22 protein-coding genes are annotated in these 22669 nt (G+C 71.5%); 16 read left to right on the top strand and 6 right to left on the bottom strand.

What is annotated here, in order from left to right; all coding sequences use genetic code 11:
• Positions 1–108: 108 nt before the first annotated feature.
• Positions 109–1455 carry a PH domain-containing protein gene (locus OHO83_RS21565; protein WP_266672959.1) on the bottom strand — a complete coding sequence of 449 codons (1347 nt, stop codon included), beginning with the start codon at positions 1453–1455 and terminating at the stop codon, positions 109–111.
• Complete coding sequence (locus OHO83_RS21560) at positions 1452–1964, bottom strand: PH domain-containing protein (protein ID WP_266672961.1); 513 nt, start codon at positions 1962–1964, stop codon at positions 1452–1454. Before OHO83_RS21560 ends, OHO83_RS21565 begins: the two co-directional genes overlap by 4 nt.
• Positions 1965–1995: 31 nt before the next feature.
• Between OHO83_RS21560 and OHO83_RS21555 the strand changes: the two genes are divergently transcribed.
• The gene (locus OHO83_RS21555; RefSeq protein ID WP_266672963.1) at positions 1996–3147 is read left to right on the top strand and encodes an NADH-quinone oxidoreductase subunit D; all 1152 of its coding nucleotides are present in this window, start codon (positions 1996–1998) and stop codon (positions 3145–3147) included.
• On the opposite strand, the gene OHO83_RS21550 is transcribed toward OHO83_RS21555, so the two are convergent.
• Positions 3112–4137: an SAM-dependent methyltransferase gene (locus OHO83_RS21550; protein WP_266672965.1), complete on the bottom strand. Its 1026-nt coding sequence runs from the start codon at positions 4135–4137 to the stop codon at positions 3112–3114. The genes OHO83_RS21555 and OHO83_RS21550 overlap by 36 nt on opposite strands.
• A gap of 118 nt (positions 4138–4255) precedes the next feature.
• Here OHO83_RS21550 and OHO83_RS21545 point away from each other — a divergent pair, with 118 nt between their 5' ends.
• Together OHO83_RS21545 and OHO83_RS21540 are read left to right on the top strand one after the other, a co-directional pair.
• On the top strand, positions 4256–5458 hold the full coding sequence (locus OHO83_RS21545) for a sensor histidine kinase (protein WP_266672967.1): 1203 nt from the start codon (positions 4256–4258) through the stop codon (positions 5456–5458).
• A gap of 54 nt (positions 5459–5512) precedes the next feature.
• A complete protein-coding gene (locus tag OHO83_RS21540; protein WP_266672969.1) occupies positions 5513–6190 on the top strand; it encodes a response regulator in 678 nt (225 codons plus the stop codon).
• 13 nt (positions 6191–6203) lie between these two features.
• Here the strand turns inward: OHO83_RS21540 and OHO83_RS21535 are convergent, their stop codons facing one another.
• Positions 6204–7310, bottom strand: a complete 1107-nt coding sequence (locus tag OHO83_RS21535; RefSeq protein ID WP_266672971.1) for a DUF5937 family protein — start codon at positions 7308–7310, stop codon at positions 6204–6206.
• A 232-nt stretch (positions 7311–7542) separates the two neighbouring features.
• Between OHO83_RS21535 and OHO83_RS21530 the strand changes: the two genes are divergently transcribed.
• Positions 7543–7761, top strand: coding sequence for a hypothetical protein (locus OHO83_RS21530; protein WP_266672973.1), 219 nt, complete (start codon positions 7543–7545; stop codon positions 7759–7761).
• 39 nt (positions 7762–7800) lie between these two features.
• Here OHO83_RS21530 and OHO83_RS21525 read toward each other — a convergent pair whose 3' ends face one another.
• Positions 7801–8991: a threonine aldolase family protein gene (locus OHO83_RS21525; RefSeq protein ID WP_330279736.1), complete on the bottom strand. Its 1191-nt coding sequence runs from the start codon at positions 8989–8991 to the stop codon at positions 7801–7803.
• Between the two features lie 134 nt (positions 8992–9125).
• Here OHO83_RS21525 and OHO83_RS21520 point away from each other — a divergent pair, with 134 nt between their 5' ends.
• The 11 genes from OHO83_RS21520 to OHO83_RS21470 all read left to right on the top strand — a co-directional run bounded on the left by OHO83_RS21520 (position 9126) and on the right by OHO83_RS21470 (position 19145).
• Positions 9126–10055 (top strand): Rossmann-like and DUF2520 domain-containing protein, encoded by a 930-nt coding sequence (locus OHO83_RS21520; RefSeq protein WP_266672977.1) that lies wholly within the window; start codon positions 9126–9128, stop codon positions 10053–10055.
• Positions 10052–11041, top strand: a complete 990-nt coding sequence (gene panC, locus OHO83_RS21515) for a pantoate--beta-alanine ligase (RefSeq protein ID WP_329434329.1) — start codon at positions 10052–10054, stop codon at positions 11039–11041. Before OHO83_RS21520 ends, panC begins: the two co-directional genes overlap by 4 nt.
• Positions 11038–12792 carry an L-aspartate oxidase gene (locus OHO83_RS21510; RefSeq protein ID WP_266672979.1) on the top strand — a complete coding sequence of 585 codons (1755 nt, stop codon included), beginning with the start codon at positions 11038–11040 and terminating at the stop codon, positions 12790–12792. The genes panC and OHO83_RS21510 overlap by 4 nt, the downstream gene beginning before the upstream one ends.
• A gap of 5 nt (positions 12793–12797) precedes the next feature.
• Positions 12798–13772 carry a carboxylating nicotinate-nucleotide diphosphorylase gene (nadC, locus tag OHO83_RS21505; RefSeq protein ID WP_266672981.1) on the top strand — a complete coding sequence of 325 codons (975 nt, stop codon included), beginning with the start codon at positions 12798–12800 and terminating at the stop codon, positions 13770–13772.
• Between the two features lie 5 nt (positions 13773–13777).
• Entirely contained in the window at positions 13778–14575 is a 798-nt protein-coding gene (locus OHO83_RS21500; RefSeq protein WP_100597731.1) for a type III pantothenate kinase, read from the top strand.
• A 227-nt stretch (positions 14576–14802) separates the two neighbouring features.
• Positions 14803–16401, top strand: a complete 1599-nt coding sequence (locus OHO83_RS21495) for a hypothetical protein (protein ID WP_266672983.1) — start codon at positions 14803–14805, stop codon at positions 16399–16401.
• Positions 16402–16571: 170 nt separating this feature from the next.
• Positions 16572–17207, top strand: coding sequence for a hypothetical protein (locus tag OHO83_RS21490; protein ID WP_266672985.1), 636 nt, complete (start codon positions 16572–16574; stop codon positions 17205–17207).
• 13 nt (positions 17208–17220) lie between these two features.
• On the top strand, positions 17221–17403 hold the full coding sequence (locus tag OHO83_RS21485; RefSeq protein ID WP_266672987.1) for a hypothetical protein: 183 nt from the start codon (positions 17221–17223) through the stop codon (positions 17401–17403).
• Between the two features lie 96 nt (positions 17404–17499).
• On the top strand, positions 17500–18018 hold the full coding sequence (locus OHO83_RS21480) for a BlaI/MecI/CopY family transcriptional regulator (protein ID WP_266676527.1): 519 nt from the start codon (positions 17500–17502) through the stop codon (positions 18016–18018).
• 9 nt (positions 18019–18027) lie between these two features.
• Positions 18028–18570, top strand: coding sequence for an amino-acid N-acetyltransferase (locus OHO83_RS21475; protein ID WP_116511473.1), 543 nt, complete (start codon positions 18028–18030; stop codon positions 18568–18570).
• Positions 18571–18806: 236 nt separating this feature from the next.
• Positions 18807–19145, top strand: a complete 339-nt coding sequence (locus OHO83_RS21470) for a histone-like nucleoid-structuring protein Lsr2 (protein WP_100597736.1) — start codon at positions 18807–18809, stop codon at positions 19143–19145.
• On the opposite strand, the gene OHO83_RS21465 is transcribed toward OHO83_RS21470, so the two are convergent.
• Positions 19124–19699, bottom strand: a complete 576-nt coding sequence (locus tag OHO83_RS21465; protein WP_266672990.1) for an SCO3374 family protein — start codon at positions 19697–19699, stop codon at positions 19124–19126. The two genes, OHO83_RS21470 and OHO83_RS21465, sit on opposite strands and share 22 nt — an antisense overlap.
• A gap of 432 nt (positions 19700–20131) precedes the next feature.
• Here OHO83_RS21465 and OHO83_RS21460 point away from each other — a divergent pair, with 432 nt between their 5' ends.
• Complete coding sequence (locus OHO83_RS21460; protein WP_116511469.1) at positions 20132–22657, top strand: ATP-dependent Clp protease ATP-binding subunit; 2526 nt, start codon at positions 20132–20134, stop codon at positions 22655–22657.
• Positions 22658–22669: the final 12 nt, after the last annotated feature.

Here is a 22669-nt window from a genome sequence, read left to right as displayed (position 1 = left end):
ACGGCGCAGGCGCACGTACCGCGGAGACCGGAGCACGTACGGCGTAAATGGGGCGGGGCCTCGGTGTGTGTCACACCGAGGCCCCGCCCCATCGCCGTGCCGCCGCCCTCACGGGGCCATCCAGCGGTCGGGCCGTGCCACCTTCCGTCCCGTCCGTGAGCGGTCCGCCTGGGCGCGCAGGAGTTCCGCCGCCTCCCCGGCGTCCCGCAGCCGGGCCGTCACCGTCTTGTTGGCGCCCGTGTCCACATGGACGTCGGCGACGCCCCGGAAACGCTCCCAGGGCCCCTGTGTGAGCCGCACGCTCTGCACCTTCGCGTGCGGCACCAGCGCGAGCCGCCGCCGCATCAGACCGTGCCGGGACGCGAACACCGCGTCGGTCGTCACGAGCCCATAGCCCCGCCACCACACCGGCACGCACCACGCCGCGCGCTTCGGCGGCCGGGTCAGGGCCTCCGCGCCCGGCACCGTCACCCCGGGAAGCACCCGTTCCACCACGCCCTCCGCGATCTCGCGGGGCGCGACCGGCACGAGGACGGAGTTCGACGAGCCGGCCACGGCCAGTTCCACGCGCACCCAGCCGCGCCGCCGCCACAGCAGAGGCTCCACGATCCGTACGGTCTGCACCCGTCCCGGCGGCACCGTCTCGTGGTCGCGGTCGAGGAGGCCGTGGTCGATGCGCAGGCCGTCCGGCGACTCGCCCACCGTCCAGTCGTACTCCTTGATGAAGCGGCCCACGCTGTTCGTGCCGGCGCCGCCCGCGAGCGGGACGGCCACGGCGAGCACCGTCCACAGGTTGTGGGTGGCGAACCACAGCAGCGCCGGCACGACGACCGCGGCGAGCAGCATCGCCCAGGGCCCGCCGGTGAGCAGGAGCGAGACGGCGAGCATGCGGGGCGGCACGTGCAGGATCTGCTCGGCCGGTGCCTCGCCGACGTCGCGCACGGTCTCGGGCGCGAACCCGGCCGCGCGGGCGAGCAGTTCGGCGCGCAGCTCGCGGGCCTCGCGCTCGCCGAGATAGGCGAGTTCATCCTTCTTGTCCGCACCTATGACATCCAGTTTGAGCTTGGCGACGCCCACGAAGCGGGCGAGCAGCGGCTGGGTGACGTCCACGGCCTGGATCCGGTCGAGCCGGATGTGGGCGGTGCGGCGGAACAACAGGCCCGTACGGATGCGCAGTTCGGCGTCGGTGACGGAGAAGTGCGTGAACCACCAGGTCAGGAACCCGTAGAGGGCGGCGGCCGGGATCAGTACGGAGACGCCGATGAGGAGGGTGGTCGCGGTGAGCTGGGCGAGCCTGCGCTGCGCCTCGTTCAGGTCGTGGACCGCCCAGCCGAGGACGATCGCGACGGGCGCCCAGGCCCGGCGCAGCGGCGTGACGGGGTGCAGGCGCCGCTCGCGCGCCTCGGCGGTCAGATCCTGGTCCCGTACGTCCTCGTGGACGTCCGGGGTGGTCACAGCCCCGCCGATCGGGCCTCGCCGAGTTGGGTGAGCCGGTCGCGCAGGCGCTCGGCCTCGGCGGGCGTCAGGCCGGGGATCGTGGCGTCGGTCGCCGCGGCCGCCGTGTGCAGCTGGAGGCTCGCGAGCCCGAACTTCCGCTCGAGCGGCCCGGACGTGACCTCGACGAGCTGCATGCGCCCGTACGGCACGATCGTTTCCTCGCGCCACAGGACGCCCCGGCTGATCAGCAGGTCGTCGGCGCGCTCGGCGTAGCGCCACGAGCGCCAGTTGCGCCCGAGCATCGGCCATCCCCACAGCAGCCCGGCGAGCGGCAGCAGCGCGAACGCCGCCCACACGCCGCCGGCGAACACCCCGAGCAGCACGCCCACCGCCACCGTCAGCGGCACCAGCCACAGCACGAGCAGCAGCCTGCGCACCTTCAGCAGCCCCCGGGGGAGCCCGGTCCACACCGGCTCCGCCCCGGCTCCCGCCCTCGGAGCCGCCGTCCCCTCAGTCCCCGTTTCCATGCGCCCACCCTACGTACGAGACACTGTTCCCATGACGCCCACGACGGAGACGACGGTCGGCATCGGCGGGGCCGCCGAGACCACCGACATGGTGCTCAACATCGGCCCGCAGCACCCGTCCACGCACGGGGTGCTGCGCCTGCGCCTCGTCCTCGACGGCGAGCGCATCCAGCAGGCCGAGCCGGTCATCGGCTATATGCACCGCGGCGCGGAGAAGCTCTTCGAGGCCCGCGACTACCGGCAGATCGTGATGCTGGCCAACCGCCACGACTGGCTCTCCGCCTTCTCGAGCGAACTCGGGGTCGTCCTCGCCGTCGAGCGGATGCTCGGCATGGAGGTCCCTGAGCGCGCGGTGTGGCTGCGCACCCTGCTCGCGGAGCTGAACCGGGTCCTCAACCACCTGATGTTCCTTGGTTCGTACCCGCTCGAACTGGGCGGAATCACCCCGGTGTTCTATGCCTTCCGGGAGCGCGAGGAACTCCAGAACGTCATGGAGGAGATGTCCGGCGGCCGCATGCACTACATGTTCAACCGCGTCGGCGGCCTCAAGGAGGACGTCCCGGCCGGCTGGACCACCCGCGCGCGTGAGGCGGTCGCCTCGGTGCGCTCGCGCATGGACGTGTACGACGACCTGGTCCTCGGCAACGAGATCTTCCGCGGCCGCACGCGCGACGTGGGCGTGCTGTCCCCGGAGGCGGTGCACTCCTACGGGGTGAGCGGTCCGATCGCCCGGGCCTCCGGCGTCGACTTCGACCTGCGCCGCGACGAGCCGTACCTCGCGTACGGGGAGCTCCAGGACACCCTGAAGGTCGTCACGCGGCGCGAGGGCGACTGCCTGGCCCGCTTCGAGGTCCTCCTGGAGCAGACCCACAACGCCCTGGACCTCGCCGACGCCTGCCTGGACCGGCTCGCCGAGCTGCCGCCCGGCCCCGTCAACCAGCGCCTCCCCAAGGTCCTCAAGGCGCCCGAGGGCCACACGTACGCGTGGACCGAGAACCCGCTCGGGATCAACGGCTACTACCTGGTCAGCAAGGGCGAGAAGACGCCGTACCGGCTCAAGCTGCGGTCCGCCTCGTACAACAACATCCAGGCGCTCGCCGAACTGCTGCCGGGCACGCTCGTCTCGGACATGGTGGCGATCCTCGGTTCACTGTTCTTCGTCGTCGGCGACATCGACAAGTAGCAGGTCCCGCACGCGTACGCCCACGGGCTGCACCAGCCAGCCGAAGTCGCCGAGCCCGCCCGCCGCGGTCAGTTCGGCGGCCTCGCCCGCCCCGGACAGGGCCCGCACGTAGGCCGCCGGATCGGCGGCGGCGAGCGACAGCGGTGGACGTCCGCCGCTCACCCCGAGGGCGTGCAGGGCCGCGCGCTGCGTGAGGAGCCGGGCGCCCGGGAGCGCGCACGCGTCGAGCGCCACATGAGCCGTGATGTCGCACGAGCCGTCCGGCACGGGCGGGGTCTCGCGGCCCTCGCGGAAGCCCGTGAGCGTCCCGAAGGGCGGCCGGGCGGCCCGGGAGTGCGCGTAGTCGACGGCGACCGCCGCACCGCGCTCCAGCGTCCCCGCGGCCGCGGCCCAGGCGGCGTCCCGGGGGAGGCCGACCTCCGCGCGAAGGCCCGGTTCGCCGGCGAGCGGCCACCACCGGGCGAGCCACTCCGCCTCCGGCCCGTCCACCACGGGCTCCCCGAGCTCCTCGGTCCCGTCCTGCTCCACGAGGACGTGGCGCGGCACTCCGGAGGTGTCGGCCTCGACGACGTCCAGGGGGACGTTGTCGAGCCACTCGTTCGCGAAGAGGAGTCCGGTGACCCCCTTCGGGGGGTGTGCGCACCACTCGATGCGGTGGTCGAGGCCGGCGGGACGCTCCGCCCGTTCCACCGCGTACGCGCGCGTGCGGGCCGCCACCTCGGCGGGCAGCGCCCCCAGGACGCCCGTCACCAGCTCGCCGCGGCCCGCGCCCATGTCGACGAAGGCGAGTTCCGACGTGCCCCCGAGTGCCTCGTCCACCCGGCACAGAAGCCGCGCGACGGCCCCGGCGAACAGCGGCGACGCATGCACCGACGTGCGGAAATGCCCCGCGGGCCCCTCGGGCCTGCGATAGAAGCCGCGCGGCCCGTACAGCGCCTCCTCCGTCGCCTCACGCCACCCACGCCCCGTACCCCACCGCTCGTTCGTCACAGGGAAAGGCTAGGTGCGGAGAAGGGGGCGGTCTCCACCTTGGGGAGTACGCCGGCGGTACTCGGATCGATCCTCCGGTTGACCTCTGCGCACTGCACGCTTCTTTACGCTGGGTTACGTGCAGCGCCTCTACGACTTCTTCCGCCGACACCCGACGTGGGTCGACAGCTTCTGGGCCGTCGTCCTCCTCGGGGTCTCCGGCATGAGTCTGATCGCGGGGCAGGAGAACATGCAGGGCGACGCCCGCCTCCTGGGCATCCCCGTCGTCCTGGCGCTGAGCCTGGCCGTGGCCCTGCGCAGGCGCGTTCCGGAGCGGATGCTGATCCTCATCGCCGTCGTGGGCGTCTTCCAGCTCGTCGCGGACGTCCGCGTGCAGCCGGCCGACTTCGCCATGCTGGTGATCATTTACACGGTGGCGGCGGACAGCCCGCGCTGGGCGTCGAGATTCGCGCTCGTCGGCGGCCTGTGCGCGGCGCCTCTGTCGCAGCTGCGCTGGCCGATGCACGAGACGAGCAGCGCGGGCAACGTGCTGATCACGGTCTTCCAGATGGTGCCGTTCGCCCTCGCCTGGGTGCTCGGTGACTCCGTCCGCACGCGCCGCGCCTACCTGGCACAGCTGGAGGAGCGCGCCGCGCGTCTGGAGACGGAGCGCGAGGCCCAGTCGAAGGTCGCCGTCGCCGCCGAGCGGGCCCGGATCGCGCGCGAGCTGCACGACGTCGTCGCCCACAACGTGTCTGTGATGGTGGTGCAGGCGGACGGCGCCGCGTACGTCATGGACACGGCTCCCGAGCAGGCGAGGAAGGCCCTGGAGACGATCTCCGGGACCGGCCGGCAGGCGCTCGCCGAGATGCGGCGCCTGCTCGGAGTGCTGCGCACCGGTGAGCACCAGGAGAGCGGCGAGTACGTGCCGCAGCCCGATGTCGAGCAGCTCGACGAGCTGATCGAGCAGGTGCGCACCGCGGGCCTGCCCGTCGACTTCAAGGTCGAGGGCACCCCGCGCCCGCTGCCCAGCGGCGTCGAGCTGACCGCGTACCGCATCGTGCAGGAGGCGCTCACCAACACCCGTAAGCACGGCGGCGCGAACGCGGGCGCGAGCGTGCGCCTCGTCTACTTCGACGACGGCCTCGGCCTGCTAGTCGAGGACGACGGCAAGGGCGCCCCGCACGAGCTGTACGAGGACGGGGGCGCCGACGGCCGCGGGCACGGACTCATCGGCATGAGGGAGCGCGTCGGTATGGTCGGCGGGACGCTCGACGCGGGACCGCGCCCCGGCGGCGGATTCCGGATCAGCGCGCTGTTGCCGCTCAAGCCCGCCCACTGACGCCGTACACGTACTGAACCCGACCCCGTACACGTACCGAAAGGGACCCCCTTCATGGCGATCCGCGTGATGCTCGTCGACGACCAGGTGCTGCTGCGCACCGGCTTCCGGATGGTGCTCGACGCCCAGCCGGACATGGAGGTCGTCGCCGAGGCGGGCGACGGGGTCGAGGCTCTGGAGGTGCTGCGCGGCACGGCGGTCGACGTGGTCCTGATGGACGTCCGCATGCCGAAGCTGGACGGTGTGGAGACGACGCGGCGGATCTGCATGGAGGAGAACCCGCCGAAGGTGCTCATCCTGACGACGTTCGACCTCGACGAGTACGCCTTCTCGGGGCTGAAGGCCGGGGCGTCGGGGTTCATGCTCAAGGACGTGCCGCCCGGCGAGCTGCTCGGCGCGATCCGGGCCGTGCACAGCGGCGACGCGGTGGTCGCGCCGTCGACGACGCGGCGGCTGCTCGACCGCTTCGCGCCGATGCTGCCCAGCTCGGGGAAGGAGCCGCAGCTCGCCGAGCTCGGCCGGCTCACCGAGCGTGAGCGCGAGGTCATGATCCTCGTCGCGCAGGGACTGTCGAACGGCGAGATCGCCGCCCGGCTCGTCCTGTCGGAGGCGACCGTGAAGACGCACGTGGGCCGCATCCTCACCAAGCTGAACCTGCGCGACCGCGTCCAGGTCGTCGTACTCGCCTACGAGACGGGGCTCGTACGGGCCGGCGGCGGAGGAGCTGCCTGACCTTCCCGGGCGGTCAGCGCAGTACGCCCTCGATGAAGTCGCTGCCCAGGCGGGCGACGGCCGTCAGATCCAGCTGGTGCTGGACGTAGCGGCCCCGGCGGCGCGTGGTGATCAGGCCCGCCTTCTTGAGCACGGTCAGGTGCCGGGATATCTCCGGTGCCGTCATCCCGTGCGCGTCGGAGAGCTCGCTCGTCGTGTACGCGCCGCGGGCGAGGTGGCGGCACAGGCGCATGCGTACGGGGTGCGCGAGGGCCGTCATCCGGCGCGTGAGCTGCTCGACGGTCGCGGGTGTGGTGAGGCCGGGCGAGCCGACGGGATACGTGATCGCCGGCTGCCATCCGAAGCGGTGCAGCACCATGAGGTGCGGCCAGCCGAGGCTGGTCGGCACGAGGACGAGACCGCCGTCGTCCGTGGCCGTGCGGCCCACGGTGATCTTGTCGACGGTGATCAGGTTCGCCGTCTCGTCGAGCGTGACGACCGACGACACCGCCGTCAGCGCCTCGGCCAGGCCCTTGCGCCTCAGGAGCTCGGTCTTGTGCCGGGCGTCGGCCGCGAGCTGGTGGTGGACGCGGGCCCAGATGTCCGCGAAGAACGCCTCCTCGCAGTCCTCCACGAGCCGCCGGAACCAGGCGCGCACGGCGGGCGGATCGTCCAGGAGCCGCTGGGTGAACTGGACCTGGGGCAGCCCGCGCGTGGCCGCGAGGTCCAGGGCGCGACGGTGCATGGCCGGGTCTTCCAGCGGGTTGGCCTCGCGCAGCGCGTAGCTGTTCTGGCAGGTGAACTCAAGTGCCGCGTCCACGAACTGACGGTCGGTCAGCTTGTCCAGCAGGTCGAGCTCCTCGGCGAGGGTGGCGCCGGGCAGGGTGGCCCGGCCCGGGATCCCGGCGAACGGCGCGAACACGTCCGAGAACGTCGTCCGCCACAGGAAGTCCGCCTCGCAGAGCCGGTCCGCGAGGCACGGGTCGAGGCGCGCGGACACCGCGGTCGTCCAGCCCTGGAGCCCCGGGTGGTGCGCGGGCTCGGCCAGCGCGTGCAGCGCCATGCCCAGCTCGGCCAGGGGCGAGGGCACGACACTGATCCGCTCCGGGGCCAGCCCGCTGATGTCGATGCTCACGCTCATGACTCCATGGTGCACGCAGGGTCGGACAACCGAGTTCTGGATTGACGGCTCCCGTCAATCCACGTGACCGGGCGTGGGCGCCGGGCGGAGTCTCCTTCAGGTCGGACCGAAGCGGCAAAGGGCGATGAATGCCAAGCAGTGCCAATAAAGCTCTGCAAAGGAAATGAAGCTCTCTGAATAGCCGCATTCCTGGTCATGACGTGACAATGAAAAGACCAGTGAGGGGTACGTCATGAGCGTCAATCAGCAGTACGCACTGGATGTCTACCGCGCTTCCCTGCACGGCGAGCCCGCCCCGCCGGCGCCGGGCGTCCACGACTGGGGCGCCATCCGCGAGCTGCGCGACTACCGCCGCTTCCGCGCGGTCGTCGACGGCCGCCCGGCGCACGGCCGGATCCGAGCCGCCCTGTCCCGCCTGTTCCACCCGCACCGCGGCGCGGCGGGCTGCTGACTTGCCGGCCCCTGACGGACGCCGGTCAGGCTGCGCCGCTCAGGCGTTCCGGGCGGCGGTCTCCGGAGGGATCAGTGCCACGAAGTCCGCGACGGCCGCGCGGACGTCGTCGGCGGTCCATTCGAGCCCGCGCGCGGAGACCGTGACCTCGGTGACCGAGAGCCCCGGAGGACCCTGCTCGTGCCAGCGCCGGAACAGCGCCGTCCGGGTCTGCTCGGCCTGCAGCACCGACGCCTCGTCGAGCCGTTCGGAGGCGTACGGCAGCCAGACCTGGAACTCGTGCGTGTGCGGCACCTCGGGGTGCACCCGCACCCACGGCACCCCGGCCTCGGTGAAGCCTTCGCGCAGCGCCTCGGCGACCACGCGCGCGTGGGCCACGTACTCGGGCACACGCGGCAGCTCCCGCTCCAGGCCGACCAGGGCCGAGAGCACCGCGGGGAACTGCTGGAAGAGCTGGCCGCCGTAGCGGTGGCGCCAGGTCTTCGCCTCCTCGATGAACGACCGGGGCCCGGCGAGCGCCGCTCCGCTGAGACCGCCGAGGGTCTTGTAGAACGACACGTACACGCTGTCGGCGAGGTCGGCGATCTCGGCCAGGGAGCGCCCGAAGTGGGTGGTGCACTCCCACAGGCGCGCCCCGTCGAAGTGCACGACGGCGTCCCGTTCCCTGGCCGCCTCGGTGACGGCGACCAGCTCGTCCCAGGTGGGCAGTACGTAACCGGCGTCCCGGAGCGGCAGTTCGAGCATCAGCGCGCCGAAGGGCTCGGCGAAGTCGCGCACCTCGTCGGCGTCGGGCAGTCGCGGCTCGGTCGTCGGGTGGACGGTGCGCAGGCCGCTCAGCGCGCTGAAGGCGCCGCGCTCGTGCCGCTCCGGGTGCGCCATCGGGTGCAGGGCCACCGTCGGGTTCCCCGTACGGCCCGCCCAGCAGCGCAGGGCGACCTGCTGCGCCATCGTGCCGGTGGGGAAATAGGCGGCCGCCTCAGTACCGAGGAGCCCCGCCACGCGCTCCTCCAGGTCCTCGACGATGCCGTCGCCGTACAGATCGCCGGTCCGGTCCGGGTCGGCGACCGACCACGCGGCCTCCGTGAGGGCCGTCAGACGCTCACCGATGGTGGCGTCGAGGCCGCGCGCGCCCAGGATCCGCTCGGCGCCCCGCACGGCCGCGGCGCGGCGCTCCCGCGCCTTCGTCGCGTCGTCCGCCGCGGGGTTCTCCCGCTCTTCGCTTTCCGTCATCAGCCGATCATGTCGCACGCGCGTGCGGTTGCCCACAGCCTGTGGACGGGCCGGAGCCCATGGAGCAGATCGCGTTAACATGACGAGAAATCGTCCGGTACCCCGAGCGGACTGGAACGGAAGGCCGTCGTCCTGTGAACGCACCTCCTCGACCCGAACCCACCGACCCGAGGGACCGCCCCGCCCGGCTCACCGTCGGAGTGGTCGGCGCGGGCCGTGTCGGCCCCGCCCTGGCGGCCTCCCTGGCCCTCGCGGGGCACCGCCCGGTCGCCGTCTCCGCGGTCTCCGAGGCATCCGTGCGCCGGGCCGGCCTCATGTTGCCCGACGTCCCCGTCGTGACGCCCGCCGAGGTCCTCGCGCGCGCCGAACTCGTGCTTCTCACCGTGCCCGACGACGCGCTGCCCGGCCTCGTGGAAGGGCTCGTCGAGACCGGTTCCGTACGCCCGGGACAACTGATCGTGCACACCTCGGGGCGCTACGGCACGAAGGTGCTCGACCCCGCGCTGCGGGCCGGCGCCCTGCCGCTCGCGCTGCACCCCGCCATGACGTTCACCGGCACCCCCGTGGACGTACAGCGGCTGGCCGGCTGCGCCTTCGGCGTGACCGCGCCCGAGGAGCTGCGCCTCGCCGCGGAAGCGCTCGTCATCGAGATGGGCGGCGAGCCCGAGTGGATCCGCGAGGAGTCGCGCCCGCTCTACCACGCGGCGCTCGCCCTCGGCGCGAACCACCTGGTCACGCTGGTCGCCGAGTCCATGGAACTGCTCCGGACCGCGGGCGTCGAAGCCCCCGACCGGATGCTCGGCCCGCTGCTCGGCGCGGCCCTCGACAACGCCCTCAGGTCCGGTGACGCGGCGCTCACCGGGCCCGTCGCGCGCGGGGACGCGGGCACCGTCGCCGCCCATGTCACCGAGCTGCGCAAGCACGCGCCCGAGACCGTCGCCGGGTATCTGGCGATGGCCCGCGCCACCGCCGACCGTGCCCTCGCGCACGGCCTGCTCAAGCCCGAACTCGCCGAGGACCTGCTGGGGGTCCTGGCCGACGGCGCCGAGGGAGACAAGCGATGACCACAGTGCTGCACACCGCCGATGAACTGCGCGCGCGTACGCGTGCGGGCCGGCGCGCCGTCGTCATGACGATGGGCGCCCTGCACGACGGCCACGCCGAACTGATCCGCACGGCCCGCTCGATCGCCGGTGCCGACGGCGAAGTGGTGACGACCGTCTTCGTGAACCCGCTCCAGTTCGGCGCGGGCGAGGACCTCGACCGCTATCCGCGCACCCTCGACTCCGACGTCAAGATCGCCGAGCAGGCGGGCGCCGACGTCGTGTTCGCGCCCTCCGCGGACGAGGTCTACCCCGGCGGCGAGCCTCAGGTCCGCGTCGCCGCGGGCCCCATGGGCGAGCGCCTCGAAGGCGCCTCGCGGCCCGGCCACTTCGACGGCATGCTCACCGTCGTCGCCAAGCTGCTGCACCTGACCGCGGCCGACATCGCGCTGTTCGGGCAGAAGGACGCCCAGCAGCTCGCCCTGGTCCGCCGCATGGTGCGCGACCTGAACTTCCCCGTGGAGATCGTCGGCGTACCCACCGTGCGCGAGGACGACGGCCTGGCCCTCTCCAGCCGCAACCGCTACCTCTCCGCCGAAGAGCGGCGCACCGCGCTCGCCCTGTCCCAGGCGCTCTTCGCCGGCCGCGACCGGCACGCCGCCCAGGAGGCCCTGCGCGCGCGTGCCCACGAGGCGCCCTCCACGCATGCGCGGGCCGACGCCCTGAACGCGATCGGCGAGGCCCGTGCCGCGGCCGACGCGCACGCCGTCGCGAAGGCGTCGCCCGGCGGCCCCGACGCCGTCCGCGCCGCGGCCCGCCAGGTCCTCGACGAGGCCGCCCGCGTCCGGCCGCCGCTCACGCTGGACTACCTCGCCCTCGTGGACCCTGCCGACTTCACCGACGTGAAGCGCGGCTACACCGGAGAAGCCGTGCTCGCCGTCGCCGCAAGGGTCGGTGCGACGCGGCTGATCGACAACATCCCCCTGACCTTCGGAGCTCCCGTATGAGTGCCACAGGGACCACACCCACCGGTACGGCGACCGGCATACGCCTGCACGCGCCCGCGCCCGGCTGGTCCGTCACCGCCGACGTCGTGATCGTCGGCTCCGGTGTCGCCGGACTCACCGCGGCCCTGCGCTGCCAGGCGGCCGGACTGCGGACCGTCGTCGTCACCAAGGCCCGCCTCGACGACGGCTCCACGCGCTGGGCACAGGGCGGCGTCGCCGCGGCGCTCGGCGAGGGCGACACCCCCGAGCAGCATCTCGACGACACGCTCGTCGCGGGCGCGGGCCTGTGCGACGAGGAAGCGGTCCGCACCCTCGTCACGGAGGGCCCCGACGCCGTACGCCGGCTCATCGCGACCGGCGCCCACTTCGACGAGTCGGCCGACGGCGCCCTCGCGCTCACCCGGGAGGGCGGCCACCACCGCCGCCGCATCGCGCACGCGGGCGGCGACGCCACCGGCGCCGAGATCTCCCGCGCCCTCGTCGAGGCGGTACGCGCGCGTGGCATCAGGACCGTCGAGAACGCCCTGGTCCTCGACCTCCTCACGGACGCCGACGGGCGCACGGCGGGTGTCTCCCTGCACGTCATGGGGGAGGGCCAGCACGACGGCGTCGGCGCCGCGCTCGCGCCCGCCGTGGTCCTCGCGACCGGCGGCATGGGCCAGGTCTTCTCCGCCACGACCAATCCGCCCGTCTCCACCGGCGACGGCGTCGCGCTCGCCCTGCGCGCGGGCGCGGAGGTCTCCGACCTGGAGTTCGTGCAGTTCCACCCGACGGTGCTCTTCCTCGGCGCGGACGCGGAGGGCCAGCAGCCGCTGGTCTCCGAGGCCGTACGCGGTGAGGGTGCCCACCTCGTCGACGCCGACGGGGTCCGCTTCATGGTCGGCCAGCACGAGCTGGCCGAGCTCGCGCCGCGCGACATCGTCGCCAAGGGCATCACGCGCCGCATGCAGGAGCTGGGCGCCGAGCACATGTATCTGGACGCCCGGCACTTCGGCGCCGAGATGTGGGAGACCCGGTTCCCCACGATCCTCGCCGCCTGCCGCACCCACGGCATCGACCCGGTCACCGAGCCCATCCCCGTGGCGCCCGCCGCGCACTACGCCTCCGGAGGCGTCCGCACGGACCTCCGGGGCCGCACGACGGTTCCCGGCCTGTACGCGTGCGGAGAGGTCGCCTGCACCGGCGTCCACGGCGCGAACCGCCTCGCCTCCAACTCCCTCCTGGAGGGCCTGGTCTACGCCGAGCGCATCGCGGACGACATCGCCGCGTGCCACCGGGAGAACGGTCTCCACGCGCGCGTGCCCGCACCCGTCCCGCACCCGGAGACCCCGACCCACGCCCTGATGCCGGCCGAGGCACGGTTCGCCATCCAGCGCGTCATGACGCAGGGCGCCGGCGTGCTGCGCTCCGCGGACTCGCTCGCCGAGGCCGCCGCGGGACTCGGCCGCATCCACGCCGAAGCGGCGGGCGCCCTCGCGGAGAACGGCAAGACCGCGGAGCCCGGCGTCGACACCTGGGAGGCCACCAACCTCCTGTGCGTCGCCCGCGTCCTCGTCGCCGCGGCCCGCCGCCGCGAGGAGACCCGCGGCTGCCACTGGCGCGAGGACCACGCCGACCGCGACGACGCGGCATGGCGCCGCCACATCGTCGTACGGCTGAATCCCGACCGGACGCTGGCCGTGCACACCACGCCCACCGCAGAATTCCCCCCGACCCGCCCCGAGTGCCGTACAAACCAGCAGGAGCAGTGAGAGACGTGAGTACCCCCGACCTCCCCCTCGCCGAGAGCGGCGGCTGCGGCGACGGCTGCGGCTGCGGCGGAGCCGACGCCGACATGATGGAGTGCGGCCTCGACCCCGCCCTCTCCCAGCTCCTGGCCGACGCGGGGCTCGACCCCGTGGAGGTCGAGGACATCGCGCACATGGCCATCGCCGAGGACCTGGACGGCGGCGTGGACGTCACCACGGTCGCCACCATCCCCGAGGACGCCGTCGCCACCGCCGACTTCACCGCCCGCGAGGACGGCGTCGTGGCGGGACTGCGCGTCGCCGAGGCCGTTCTGTCCGTGGTCTGCACGGACGAGTTCGAGGTCGAGCGGCACGCGGAGGACGGCGACCGGATCACCGCCGGGCAGAAGCTCCTCAGCGTCACCACCCGCACCCGCGACCTGCTGACCGCCGAGCGCAGCGCCCTCAACATCCTGTGCCGCCTGTCCGGCATCGCGACCGCCACGCGCGCGTGGGCGGACGCGCTGGAGGGGACCACGGCGAAGGTCCGCGACACCCGCAAGACGACGCCCGGCCTGCGCTCCCTGGAGAAGTTCGCCGTCCGCATGGGCGGCGGCGTCAACCACCGCATGTCGCTCTCCGACGCGGCCCTGGTCAAGGACAACCACGTGGTCGCCGCCGGCGGCGTCGCGCAGGCCTTCAAGGCCGTACGGGAGTCCTTCCCCGGCCTCGCCGTCGAGGTCGAGGTCGACACCCTGGACCAGCTGCGCGAGGTCGTCGAGGCGGGCGCCGACCTGATCCTCCTGGACAACTTCACGCCCGCCCGGACCCAGGAGGCCGTCGCGATCGTGGGCGGCCGCGCCCTCCTGGAGTCCTCGGGCCGGCTGACCCTGGCGAACGCGCGCGAGTACGCCGCGACGGGCGTCGACTTCCTCGCGGTGGGCGCGCTGACCCACTCGTCGCCGATCCTGGACGTCGGCCTCGACCTGCGCGCGGCGGAGTAGTCGCCATGCTGCTCACCATCGACGTAGGCAACACGCACACCGTCCTCGGCCTGTTCGACGGGGAGGAGATCGTCGAGCACTGGCGCATCTCCACCGACGCCCGCCGCACCGCCGACGAACTGGCCGTGCTCCTCCAGGGCCTGATGGGCATGCACCCGCTGCTCGGCGACGAACTCGGCGACGGCATCGACGGCATCGCGATCTGCTCCACCGTCCCCTCGGTCCTGCACGAGCTGCGCGAGGTCACCCGGCGCTACTACGGAGACGTGCCCGCCGTCCTCGTGGAACCCGGCATCAAGACCGGCGTCCCGATCCTCATGGACAACCCCAAGGAGGTCGGCGCCGACCGCATCATCAACGCGGTGGCGGCGGTCGAGCTCTACGGGGGGCCCGCCATCGTCGTCGACTTCGGCACGGCGACCACCTTCGACGCGGTCTCCGCGCGCGGGGAGTACGCCGGCGGCGTCATCGCCCCCGGCATCGAGATCTCCGTGGAGGCCCTGGGCGTCAGGGGCGCCCAGCTCCGCAAGATCGAGATCGCCCGCCCGCGCAGCGTCATCGGCAAGAACACCGTCGAGGCCATGCAGTCCGGCATCCTGTACGGCTTCGCGGGCCAGGTCGACGGCGTCGTGACCCGCATGGCGCGCGAACTCGCCGACGACCCGGACGACGTGACCGTCATCGCCACGGGAGGCCTGGCACCCATGGTGCTCGGCGAGGCCGCGGTGATCGACGAGCATGAGCCGTGGCTGACGCTGATCGGCCTGCGCCTGGTCTACGAGCGGAACGTCTCCCGCTCCTGACGCCGCTTGGGCAGCACGCTCTTTCGGCCGCCGGCATTTCTCGGCCGGCGGCCTCTTCGGCGGCGTGCATTTTTTGACAGCGCCTCAACTGCCCCTTCGCGCACGGACTTTCGACAAGGCGTGCGCGAAGGGCGCAACCGTTCGTACGCTTCGCTCGTCTCCGCAGAGACGGGGCACGAGTCGGCATGCGAGGGACGTGGGGCGAAATGTGGCGTAAGGGCAGACAGTTGGCGGCTGCGACGGCGGCGGTCGCGCTGACGGGGGTCGGTCTCACGAGCGGCGCGGCCCGGGCCGCGGACGGCCCCACGCTTCCCACTCAGTCCTACGCGATCATCACGGCGCCCGCGCAGATAGCCGTGCCGGCGTCGGGCACGGCCATCGCCCCCGAGGTGAGCTACAGCTTCGCCGACGACGGCGTGGACGGGCTCCCTTTGCCGGAGAACGCCAAGATGGTGATCGACGCGAGCGGCCTCAAGGGCATCGCCACGATCAAGGCCAAGAACGACCAGTGCACGACGGACGGCGCCGTGGTCACCTGCCTGGACAACGGCAATCTGCACGGCCCGTTCGAACCCTTCACGCTCAGCGCGGTCGCCGGCACGAAGCCCGGCGACACCGGAACGCTGCGCTACGAGGTCACGGCGGACAAGGCCACCCCCGACACCGAGACCTCCAAGGTCGTCATCGGCTCCCCGAAGGTCCAGGTCGCCGCACTGCCCGCCAAGTCCGGCCTGACGCCCGGCCAGTCCGTCGACTACCCCGTGGTCCTGCGCAACACCGGCGACCTGCCCACCGAACAGATCACCGTCCGTCTCACCGGCAGCCCAGGGGTCACGTTCGCCGGGAAGCACAGCAACTGCCTCTACCTGCCGGGCGACTTCGGCAGGGACGACGCCGACGTGACCTGCGTCTTCAAGACGACGATCGCCCCGGGTGACACGGTTGGATTCTCCGACCCGCTCGAAGGGTCCCTCGGCAAGGACGCCTTCCACACCTGGACCGACATCACCGCCGAGGCCCTCCCGGCCTCCTCCGGCACGGACACCGGCGGCACCCCCGGCAAGGGCGCAGCGCTCACCCTGACCCCCGCCACGGGCAAGGACTTCGCCGACAGCCGCCGAGTGACGTACGACGCCGACAACGCCGCCGACTTCCTCGCGGTCGGCGCCGTCCTCGTACCCGGCAAGAAGGGCTCCACCCACTCGCTCGCCTTCGGCCTGCGCAACGCGGGCCCCGCCGTGGTCGCCCACCCCGACGGCAAGCCCGTGGCCTACGCCGAGGTGACGCTCCCCGAGGGCGTCGTCGCCAAGAGCGTGCTGGTCGACGAGGAGCCCGACGACCAGGCGAGCGGCAACTGCTACACGTACACCGGCGGCAAGACCTCGCCCTTCGAGTCGGGCCACCGCCGCTACCTCTGCCCGGACACCGTCTCCGAGGAGAGCGGCGACGGCCAGATGTACCGCTTCAAGGTCGGCTACGAGAAGGACCTCGCCGCCGGCGCCGCCCGCGGCACGGTCACCGTGCGCCCCGGCGACGGGATCGTCCTGAACGACCCGGACCAGTCGAACGACGAGGCGGCGATCACCGTCGGTGACGCGTCCTCCTCCCCGTCTCCGTCCCCGTCGGCCTCGGGCGGCTCCGCGACCCCTTCGCCCTCCACTTCCGCCACGGCCTCCGTGACGTCGGGTGGCTCGGGGACGTCGGGCACGTCCGGGTCCATGGCGGCGACCGGTGCGGGGTTCCTGCCGTGGCTGGCCGCGGCGGCCGCGGCGGCGCTCGGTGTGGGCGCGATCGTGTTCGCCATGTCGCGCCGCCGGGCGGAGTGACCCGGGCGGAGCGATCTGGGCGGAGTGCCCCGGGGGCGGGTGCCCCGGGGCGAGCGACTCCGGGGCGAGCGACTCCGGACTGAGGGGCCCGGGGGCGGGTCCGACGGCGAGCCACGCCGCAAATGGGACGTTAAGCGGATTTTGTCCGTTGTGGTGCGTATCGTCGGCCCATGCCCACGCCCTACGGAAACCGCGGCGGCATGGCGTTCGGTGCTGAAGAGCTGCGTGTGCTCCGACGCGCCCTCGCCCTTGCCCTTCACCCGAGTCCTGTCTCCGCCGAGGACATCCAGGACTGCCTCCGGCTCGCCGAGTCGGTCGACGAGGCAGCCGACGAAGGCGCCCGCATCCGCGCCTTCCTGCTGGCCGACCTCGCTCGCTACCGGGCCGCCCTGCCCGGCACCGCCACCGGCTATCTGGAACTGCTCGACGAGGCGCTCGCGGCGGGCTACCAGCCCGGCGCCGACGACCTGGCCGCGCTGCGCGCCCTGCGCTCCAACCCCTCCGCCGCCACCCTCCTCGAACGCTGCCGCACGCTCGCCGAGCGCGACGTGCGTGCCCGACTCGAAGGCTGGGCACCGGCGCGCACGGAAGCGCGCGTCGTACAGCCCCGTGTCCCGGCCTCCCGTACCCGGCTGCTCGCTCTGCCCGGGGGCCTCGCCGCCGCCGGGAAGCCGGCATCCGCCCCCCGGCCCCCGGCGAACCCCCCTGCCCCGCCGCGCCCCATGCCCACCCCGGCCGAGGTCTTCCCGCCCAAGCGCCGCCCCGCGCCCCCGGCGGCCCCGCCGCAGGAGCTGGCCGTCGGATAGCTACTCTGGGGGCATGGACTACGTCTCCGCGCTCGTGCCCCCCGTAGTGATGGCCGTCTTCTTCATCGGTCTCATCGTGACGATCGTGAAGTCTCAGGGCGGCGACAAGAAGGCCAAGGAGGACGCGGCCGTCGACGCGGCGATCGCCCGCGCCGAGGCGGCCCGCCAGGCCGGTCCGCAGCTGAGCGACATCTGAGAAGGGCGCCCCACCGGGCGCCCTTTTTGTCGTTATTAGGCGCCGTTCGCCACGTCCGGCGCCCTATTACCGACTTCTGCCACTAGTGTGCTGCTCGTGCCGCGCCCATTGGGAGAACTCGAAGACGCAGTGATGACACGGGTGTGGAAGTGGAACCGCCCCGTGACGGTTCGGGAAGTCCTGGAAGACCTCCAGCAGGAACGGTCCATCGCCTACACCACGGTCATGACCGTTTTGGACAATCTCCACCAGAAGGGCTGGGTGCGCCGCGAAGCGGAAGGCCGGGCCTATCGATATGAGGCCGTCTCCACTCGCGCCGCCTACTCAGCCGCGCTGATGAACGACGCATGGTCCCAGAGTGACAACCCGGCAGCGGCTCTCGTCGCCTTCTTCGGCATGATGTCGCCGGAACAACGCGAAGCACTGAGCGATGCCGTGCGCATGGTGCAGGGACCTCAGGCGCAGACCCTCACGACTCAAGAGCCGGAAGGGTCCGAAGCCGGCGAGGGGCGTGAAGAGCCACAGGACTCCGAACAGCCTGAAGCGCCCGAAGCTTCGGAAGAGCCCGAGGAACCCGAAGGACCCGGGGAGCCGGCCTCGGACGCCGGGCGATAGCGTCCGCTCATGCCAGCACAGCTCCCCGAAGTCACCGCAAAAGCAGTCACCGTGCGCAGGGCGAGGACGGCCGATGTGCCGGCCGTGCGCCGACTCCTCGACGCGTACAGCCGCGAGGGGATCCTGCTCGACAAAGCCACCGTGACGCTTTACGAGGACATCCAGGAGTTCTGGGTCGCGGAACGCGACGACAACGCGGAGGTCGTCGGCTGCGGCGCCCTGCATGTGATGTGGGAAGACCTCGCGGAAGTCCGCACCCTCGCCGTGAATCCGGTGGTCAGGGGCGCGGGCGTCGGTCATCAACTGCTCCAGAAGTTGCTGCAGACCGCGCGCTGGATCGGTGTTCGCCGGGTTTTCTGTCTCACCTTCGAAGTGGAGTTCTTCGCGAACCACGGCTTCGTGGAGATCGGAGAGGCACCCGTCGATACCATCGACACCGATGTCTACAGCGAGCTCTTGCGTTCCTATGACGAGGGTGTCGCGGAGTTCCTCGGTCTCGAACGAGTGAAACCGAACACCTTGGGCAACAGCCGGATGCTTCTGCATCTGTGATCGCCCCCCGGTATTCCTGAGCAGCTCCCTGCCCAGGTGCCCTATGTCCGAAACGCGCATCTTTCCGGGCTTCTCGGGTCCTTGGTCTCTCCTGGATCTCTCCCAGGGGTTTGTGTTTTTCCAGCAAAAGCGGTTTGCTTTCCGACGTACTGCGTACTGCATATAACAAGGGGACGGCGAATCAACGACTGAGGTCGTGGGGTCCGGCCCTACAGATATCGATGAAAGGAAATCCGGTGGCACAGAAGGTTCAGGTCCTTCTTGTCGACGACCTCGACGGTGGCGAGGCGGACGAGACCGTGACGTTCGCGTTGGACGGCAAGACTTACGAGATCGACCTCACCACCGCCAACGCGGACAAGCTCCGCGGACTTCTTGAGCCGTACCTCAAGGGTGGTCGTCGTACCGGAGGCCGTTCCGCCGGCGGACGCGGCAAGGCGCGCGCCGCGGTGGCGGGCGGCAGCCAGGACACGGCGCAGATCCGTGCCTGGGCCAAGGAGAACGGTTACGAGGTCAACGACCGCGGTCGTGTCCCCGCGTCCATCCGTGAGGCCTACGAGAAGGCCAACGGCTGAGCACAGGCACGTCGCAACCGGATCCGGTGGCACTGAGTCGCCGCCGTTTCCACCAGCCGTACGAGACCGGGGGCGCCCCCACCGCCCCCTACGGCCGACAGCGCCGTCAGAGCCGGAAGTGTCGGCTCGACGTCGCATCCGGGGTCGGGGGGCCGCACCCAGACAGCGGCCTCCTGCGGGTCCGGCACTCCCGGGGGCGCGGGCGCGTCGATCCGCCCGCCCGCACCGACCACGGTGAGATCGAGGGGCAGTGCCCCCCACTCCAGCCAGTCGAGCAGCCCCGGCAGCTCCTCCGCGCTGCCCGCGGCCACCAGCAGGCGCATCGTCTCCCCTTGCAGGGCCACCGGACACCCGGGGTCCAGCCGCCGCAGCACGGCACGTCCCGCCTCCGCGGGCAGCTCCAGCACGTCGAAGCGCAGCCCCGTCAGCAGCTGAAGGCCCTTGGGGCCCGGCGCGGTGGCCCAGCCGAGCGCTTCCTCGTACCACTCCCGCACCGGGTCGCCCGCGGCGAGCGGTCGACGGGGCAGTGGCACGGTGCGCACGATGGAGACCATGTCCGGAGCAACCGCCGGGAACCCTCATGGGTTACGCAGCGTTGTCAGGTGAATGCGCAGAGTTTCTCGAATGGGGGCGTGCGGGGGCATTGGGCGGCGCAAGGGTGTTCGCCCGTAGCGGAGGGAACCGGGGCGCGCCGCATGGACTGTCACTCCTGGCGGGTAAGACATCCCTAGTGAGGAGGGGCGACACGTGGGTTCTGGCCGCCTTGCGTTCGCCATCGGCGTACTGATGGTGGGGGTAACTGCCTGGCCTGCGGGAACATCGTCTCGCACCATCGGTGTTGGAGCAGTTGTCGGCGTTCGGGTCAGGAGGCCATCGACGGGTGTCGGCAGTTGGAATGAGCGGTCCCCGCTTGCGGGACTAAGCTGCGGAAGGACAGGGAGGGGAGCGTCCCCTTACTGCCTGACCGCTCTGAGGAGCGATTAACGATGTTCGAGAGGTTCACCGACCGCGCGCGGCGGGTTGTCGTCCTGGCTCAGGAAGAAGCCCGGATGCTCAACCACAACTACATCGGCACCGAGCACATCCTCCTGGGCCTGATCCACGAGGGTGAGGGTGTCGCCGCTAAGGCCCTGGAGAGCCTCGGGATTTCGCTCGAGGCGGTCCGCCAGCAGGTGGAGGAGATCATCGGTCAGGGCCAGCAGGCTCCGTCCGGGCACATCCCCTTCACCCCCCGTGCCAAGAAGGTCCTGGAGCTGTCGCTCCGCGAGGCCCTTCAGCTGGGTCACAACTACATCGGCACGGAGCACATCCTGCTCGGCCTGATCCGTGAGGGCGAGGGCGTCGCCGCCCAGGTCCTGGTCAAGCTGGGCGCCGATCTCAACCGGGTGCGGCAGCAGGTCATCCAGCTGCTCTCCGGCTACCAGGGCAAGGAGACCGCCGCCGCCGGCGGTCCTGCCGAGGGCACGCCCTCCACGTCCCTGGTCCTCGACCAGTTCGGCCGGAACCTCACGCAGGCCGCCCGTGAATCCAAGCTCGACCCGGTCATCGGGCGCGAGAAGGAGATCGAGCGGGTCATGCAGGTGCTGTCCCGCCGTACGAAGAACAACCCGGTCCTCATCGGCGAGCCCGGCGTCGGCAAGACCGCCGTCGTCGAGGGCCTCGCGCAGGCCATCGTCAAGGGCGAGGTGCCCGAGACCCTCAAGGACAAGCACCTCTACACCCTCGACCTGGGCGCGCTGGTCGCCGGTTCCCGCTACCGCGGTGACTTCGAGGAGCGCCTGAAGAAGGTCCTCAAGGAGATCCGCACCCGCGGCGACATCATCCTGTTCATCGACGAGCTGCACACGCTGGTCGGTGCGGGTGCCGCCGAGGGCGCCATCGACGCCGCTTCGATCCTGAAGCCGATGCTGGCCCGTGGTGAGCTCCAGACCATCGGTGCGACCACGCTCGACGAGTACCGCAAGCACCTGGAGAAGGACGCCGCTCTCGAGCGCCGCTTCCAGCCGATCCAGGTCGCGGAGCCGTCGCTGCCGCACACGATCGAGATCCTCAAGGGCCTGCGCGACCGCTACGAGGCCCACCACCGCGTCTCCATCACGGACGAGGCCCTCGTGCAGGCCGCGACGCTGGCCGACCGGTACATCTCGGACCGCTTCCTGCCGGACAAGGCGATCGACCTGATCGACGAGGCCGGTTCCCGGATGCGCATCCGCCGGATGACCGCGCCGCCGGACCTCCGCGAGTTCGACGAGAAGATCGCGGGCGTGCGCCGCGACAAGGAGTCGGCCATCGACTCCCAGGACTTCGAGAAGGCAGCTTCGCTCCGCGACAAGGAGAAGCAGCTGCTGGCGGCGAAGGCCAAGCGCGAGAAGGAGTGGAAGGCCGGCGACATGGACGTCGTCGCCGAGGTCGACGGCGAGCTGATCGCCGAGGTCCTCGCGACCGCGACCGGCATTCCCGTCTTCAAGCTGACCGAGGAGGAGTCCTCGCGTCTGCTGCGCATGGAGGACGAGCTCCACAAGCGAGTCATCGGCCAGAAGGACGCCGTCAAGGCGCTCTCGAAGGCGATCCGCCGTACGCGTGCCGGTCTGAAGGACCCGAAGCGCCCCGGTGGCTCGTTCATCTTCGCGGGCCCGTCCGGTGTCGGTAAGACCGAGCTGTCCAAGGCGCTCGCCGAGTTCCTCTTCGGTGACGAGGACGCGCTGATCTCCCTCGACATGTCGGAGTTCAGCGAGAAGCACACGGTCTCGCGTCTCTTCGGTTCGCCCCCCGGTTACGTGGGCTACGAAGAGGGCGGCCAGCTGACGGAGAAGGTGCGGCGCAAGCCGTTCTCGGTGGTTCTCTTCGACGAGGTCGAGAAGGCCCACCCGGACATCTTCAACTCGTTGCTGCAGATCCTGGAGGACGGTCGCCTGACCGACTCCCAGGGCCGGGTCGTGGACTTCAAGAACACGGTCATCATCATGACGACCAACCTCGGCACGCGGGACATCTCGAAGGGCTTCAACCTCGGCTTCGCGGCCCAGGGCGACACGAAGTCCAACTACGAGCGCATGAAGAACAAGGTCTCGGACGAGCTCAAGCAGCACTTCCGCCCCGAGTTCCTCAACCGCGTGGACGACGTCGTCGTCTTCCCGCAGCTGACCCAGGACGACATCCTGCAGATCGTCGACCTGATGATCGGCAAGGTCGACGAGCGCCTCAAGGACCGGGACATGGGCATCGAGCTCAGCCAGTCCGCGAAGGAACTCCTGGCCAAGAAGGGTTACGACCCCGTGCTCGGCGCGCGTCCGCTGCGACGCACGATCCAGCGCGAGATCGAGGACTCGCTCTCCGAGAAGATCCTCTTCGGCGAGCTGCGTCCGGGCCACATCGTGGTCGTCGACACGGAGGGCGAGGGTGACGCCAAGACGTTCACCTTCCGCGGCGAGGAGAAGTCCCCGCTGCCGGACGTCCCGCCGATCGAGCAGGCGGCCGGCGGAGCCGGTCCGAATCTGAGCAAGGAGGCGTAACCCTCCGGGGAT

This window comes from Streptomyces sp. NBC_00569, from assembly GCF_036345255.1.
Lineage (GTDB): Bacteria > Actinomycetota > Actinomycetes > Streptomycetales > Streptomycetaceae > Streptomyces.
The sequence above is the reverse complement of the archived record's forward strand: the minus strand, read 5'-3'. Positions and strand labels throughout refer to the sequence as shown.

Coding starts and splice junctions, on each gene's coding strand:
- OHO83_RS21560 (WP_266672961.1), bottom strand. CDS start 1,964: ATGGAAACGGGGACTGAGGGGACGGCGGCTCCGAGGGCGGGAGCCGGG.
- OHO83_RS21555 (WP_266672963.1), top strand. CDS start 1,996: ATGACGCCCACGACGGAGACGACGGTCGGCATCGGCGGGGCCGCCGAG.
- OHO83_RS21540 (WP_266672969.1), top strand. CDS start 5,513: ATGGCGATCCGCGTGATGCTCGTCGACGACCAGGTGCTGCTGCGCACC.
- OHO83_RS21535 (WP_266672971.1), bottom strand. CDS start 7,310: ATGAGCGTGAGCATCGACATCAGCGGGCTGGCCCCGGAGCGGATCAGT.
- OHO83_RS21530 (WP_266672973.1), top strand. CDS start 7,543: ATGAGCGTCAATCAGCAGTACGCACTGGATGTCTACCGCGCTTCCCTG.
- OHO83_RS21525 (WP_330279736.1), bottom strand. CDS start 8,991: ATGACGGAAAGCGAAGAGCGGGAGAACCCCGCGGCGGACGACGCGACG.
- panC (WP_329434329.1), top strand. CDS start 10,052: ATGACCACAGTGCTGCACACCGCCGATGAACTGCGCGCGCGTACGCGT.
- OHO83_RS21510 (WP_266672979.1), top strand. CDS start 11,038: ATGAGTGCCACAGGGACCACACCCACCGGTACGGCGACCGGCATACGC.
- OHO83_RS21500 (WP_100597731.1), top strand. CDS start 13,778: ATGCTGCTCACCATCGACGTAGGCAACACGCACACCGTCCTCGGCCTG.
- OHO83_RS21490 (WP_266672985.1), top strand. CDS start 16,572: ATGCCCACGCCCTACGGAAACCGCGGCGGCATGGCGTTCGGTGCTGAA.
- OHO83_RS21485 (WP_266672987.1), top strand. CDS start 17,221: ATGGACTACGTCTCCGCGCTCGTGCCCCCCGTAGTGATGGCCGTCTTC.
- OHO83_RS21475 (WP_116511473.1), top strand. CDS start 18,028: ATGCCAGCACAGCTCCCCGAAGTCACCGCAAAAGCAGTCACCGTGCGC.
- OHO83_RS21465 (WP_266672990.1), bottom strand. CDS start 19,699: ATGGTCTCCATCGTGCGCACCGTGCCACTGCCCCGTCGACCGCTCGCC.
- OHO83_RS21460 (WP_116511469.1), top strand. CDS start 20,132: ATGTTCGAGAGGTTCACCGACCGCGCGCGGCGGGTTGTCGTCCTGGCT.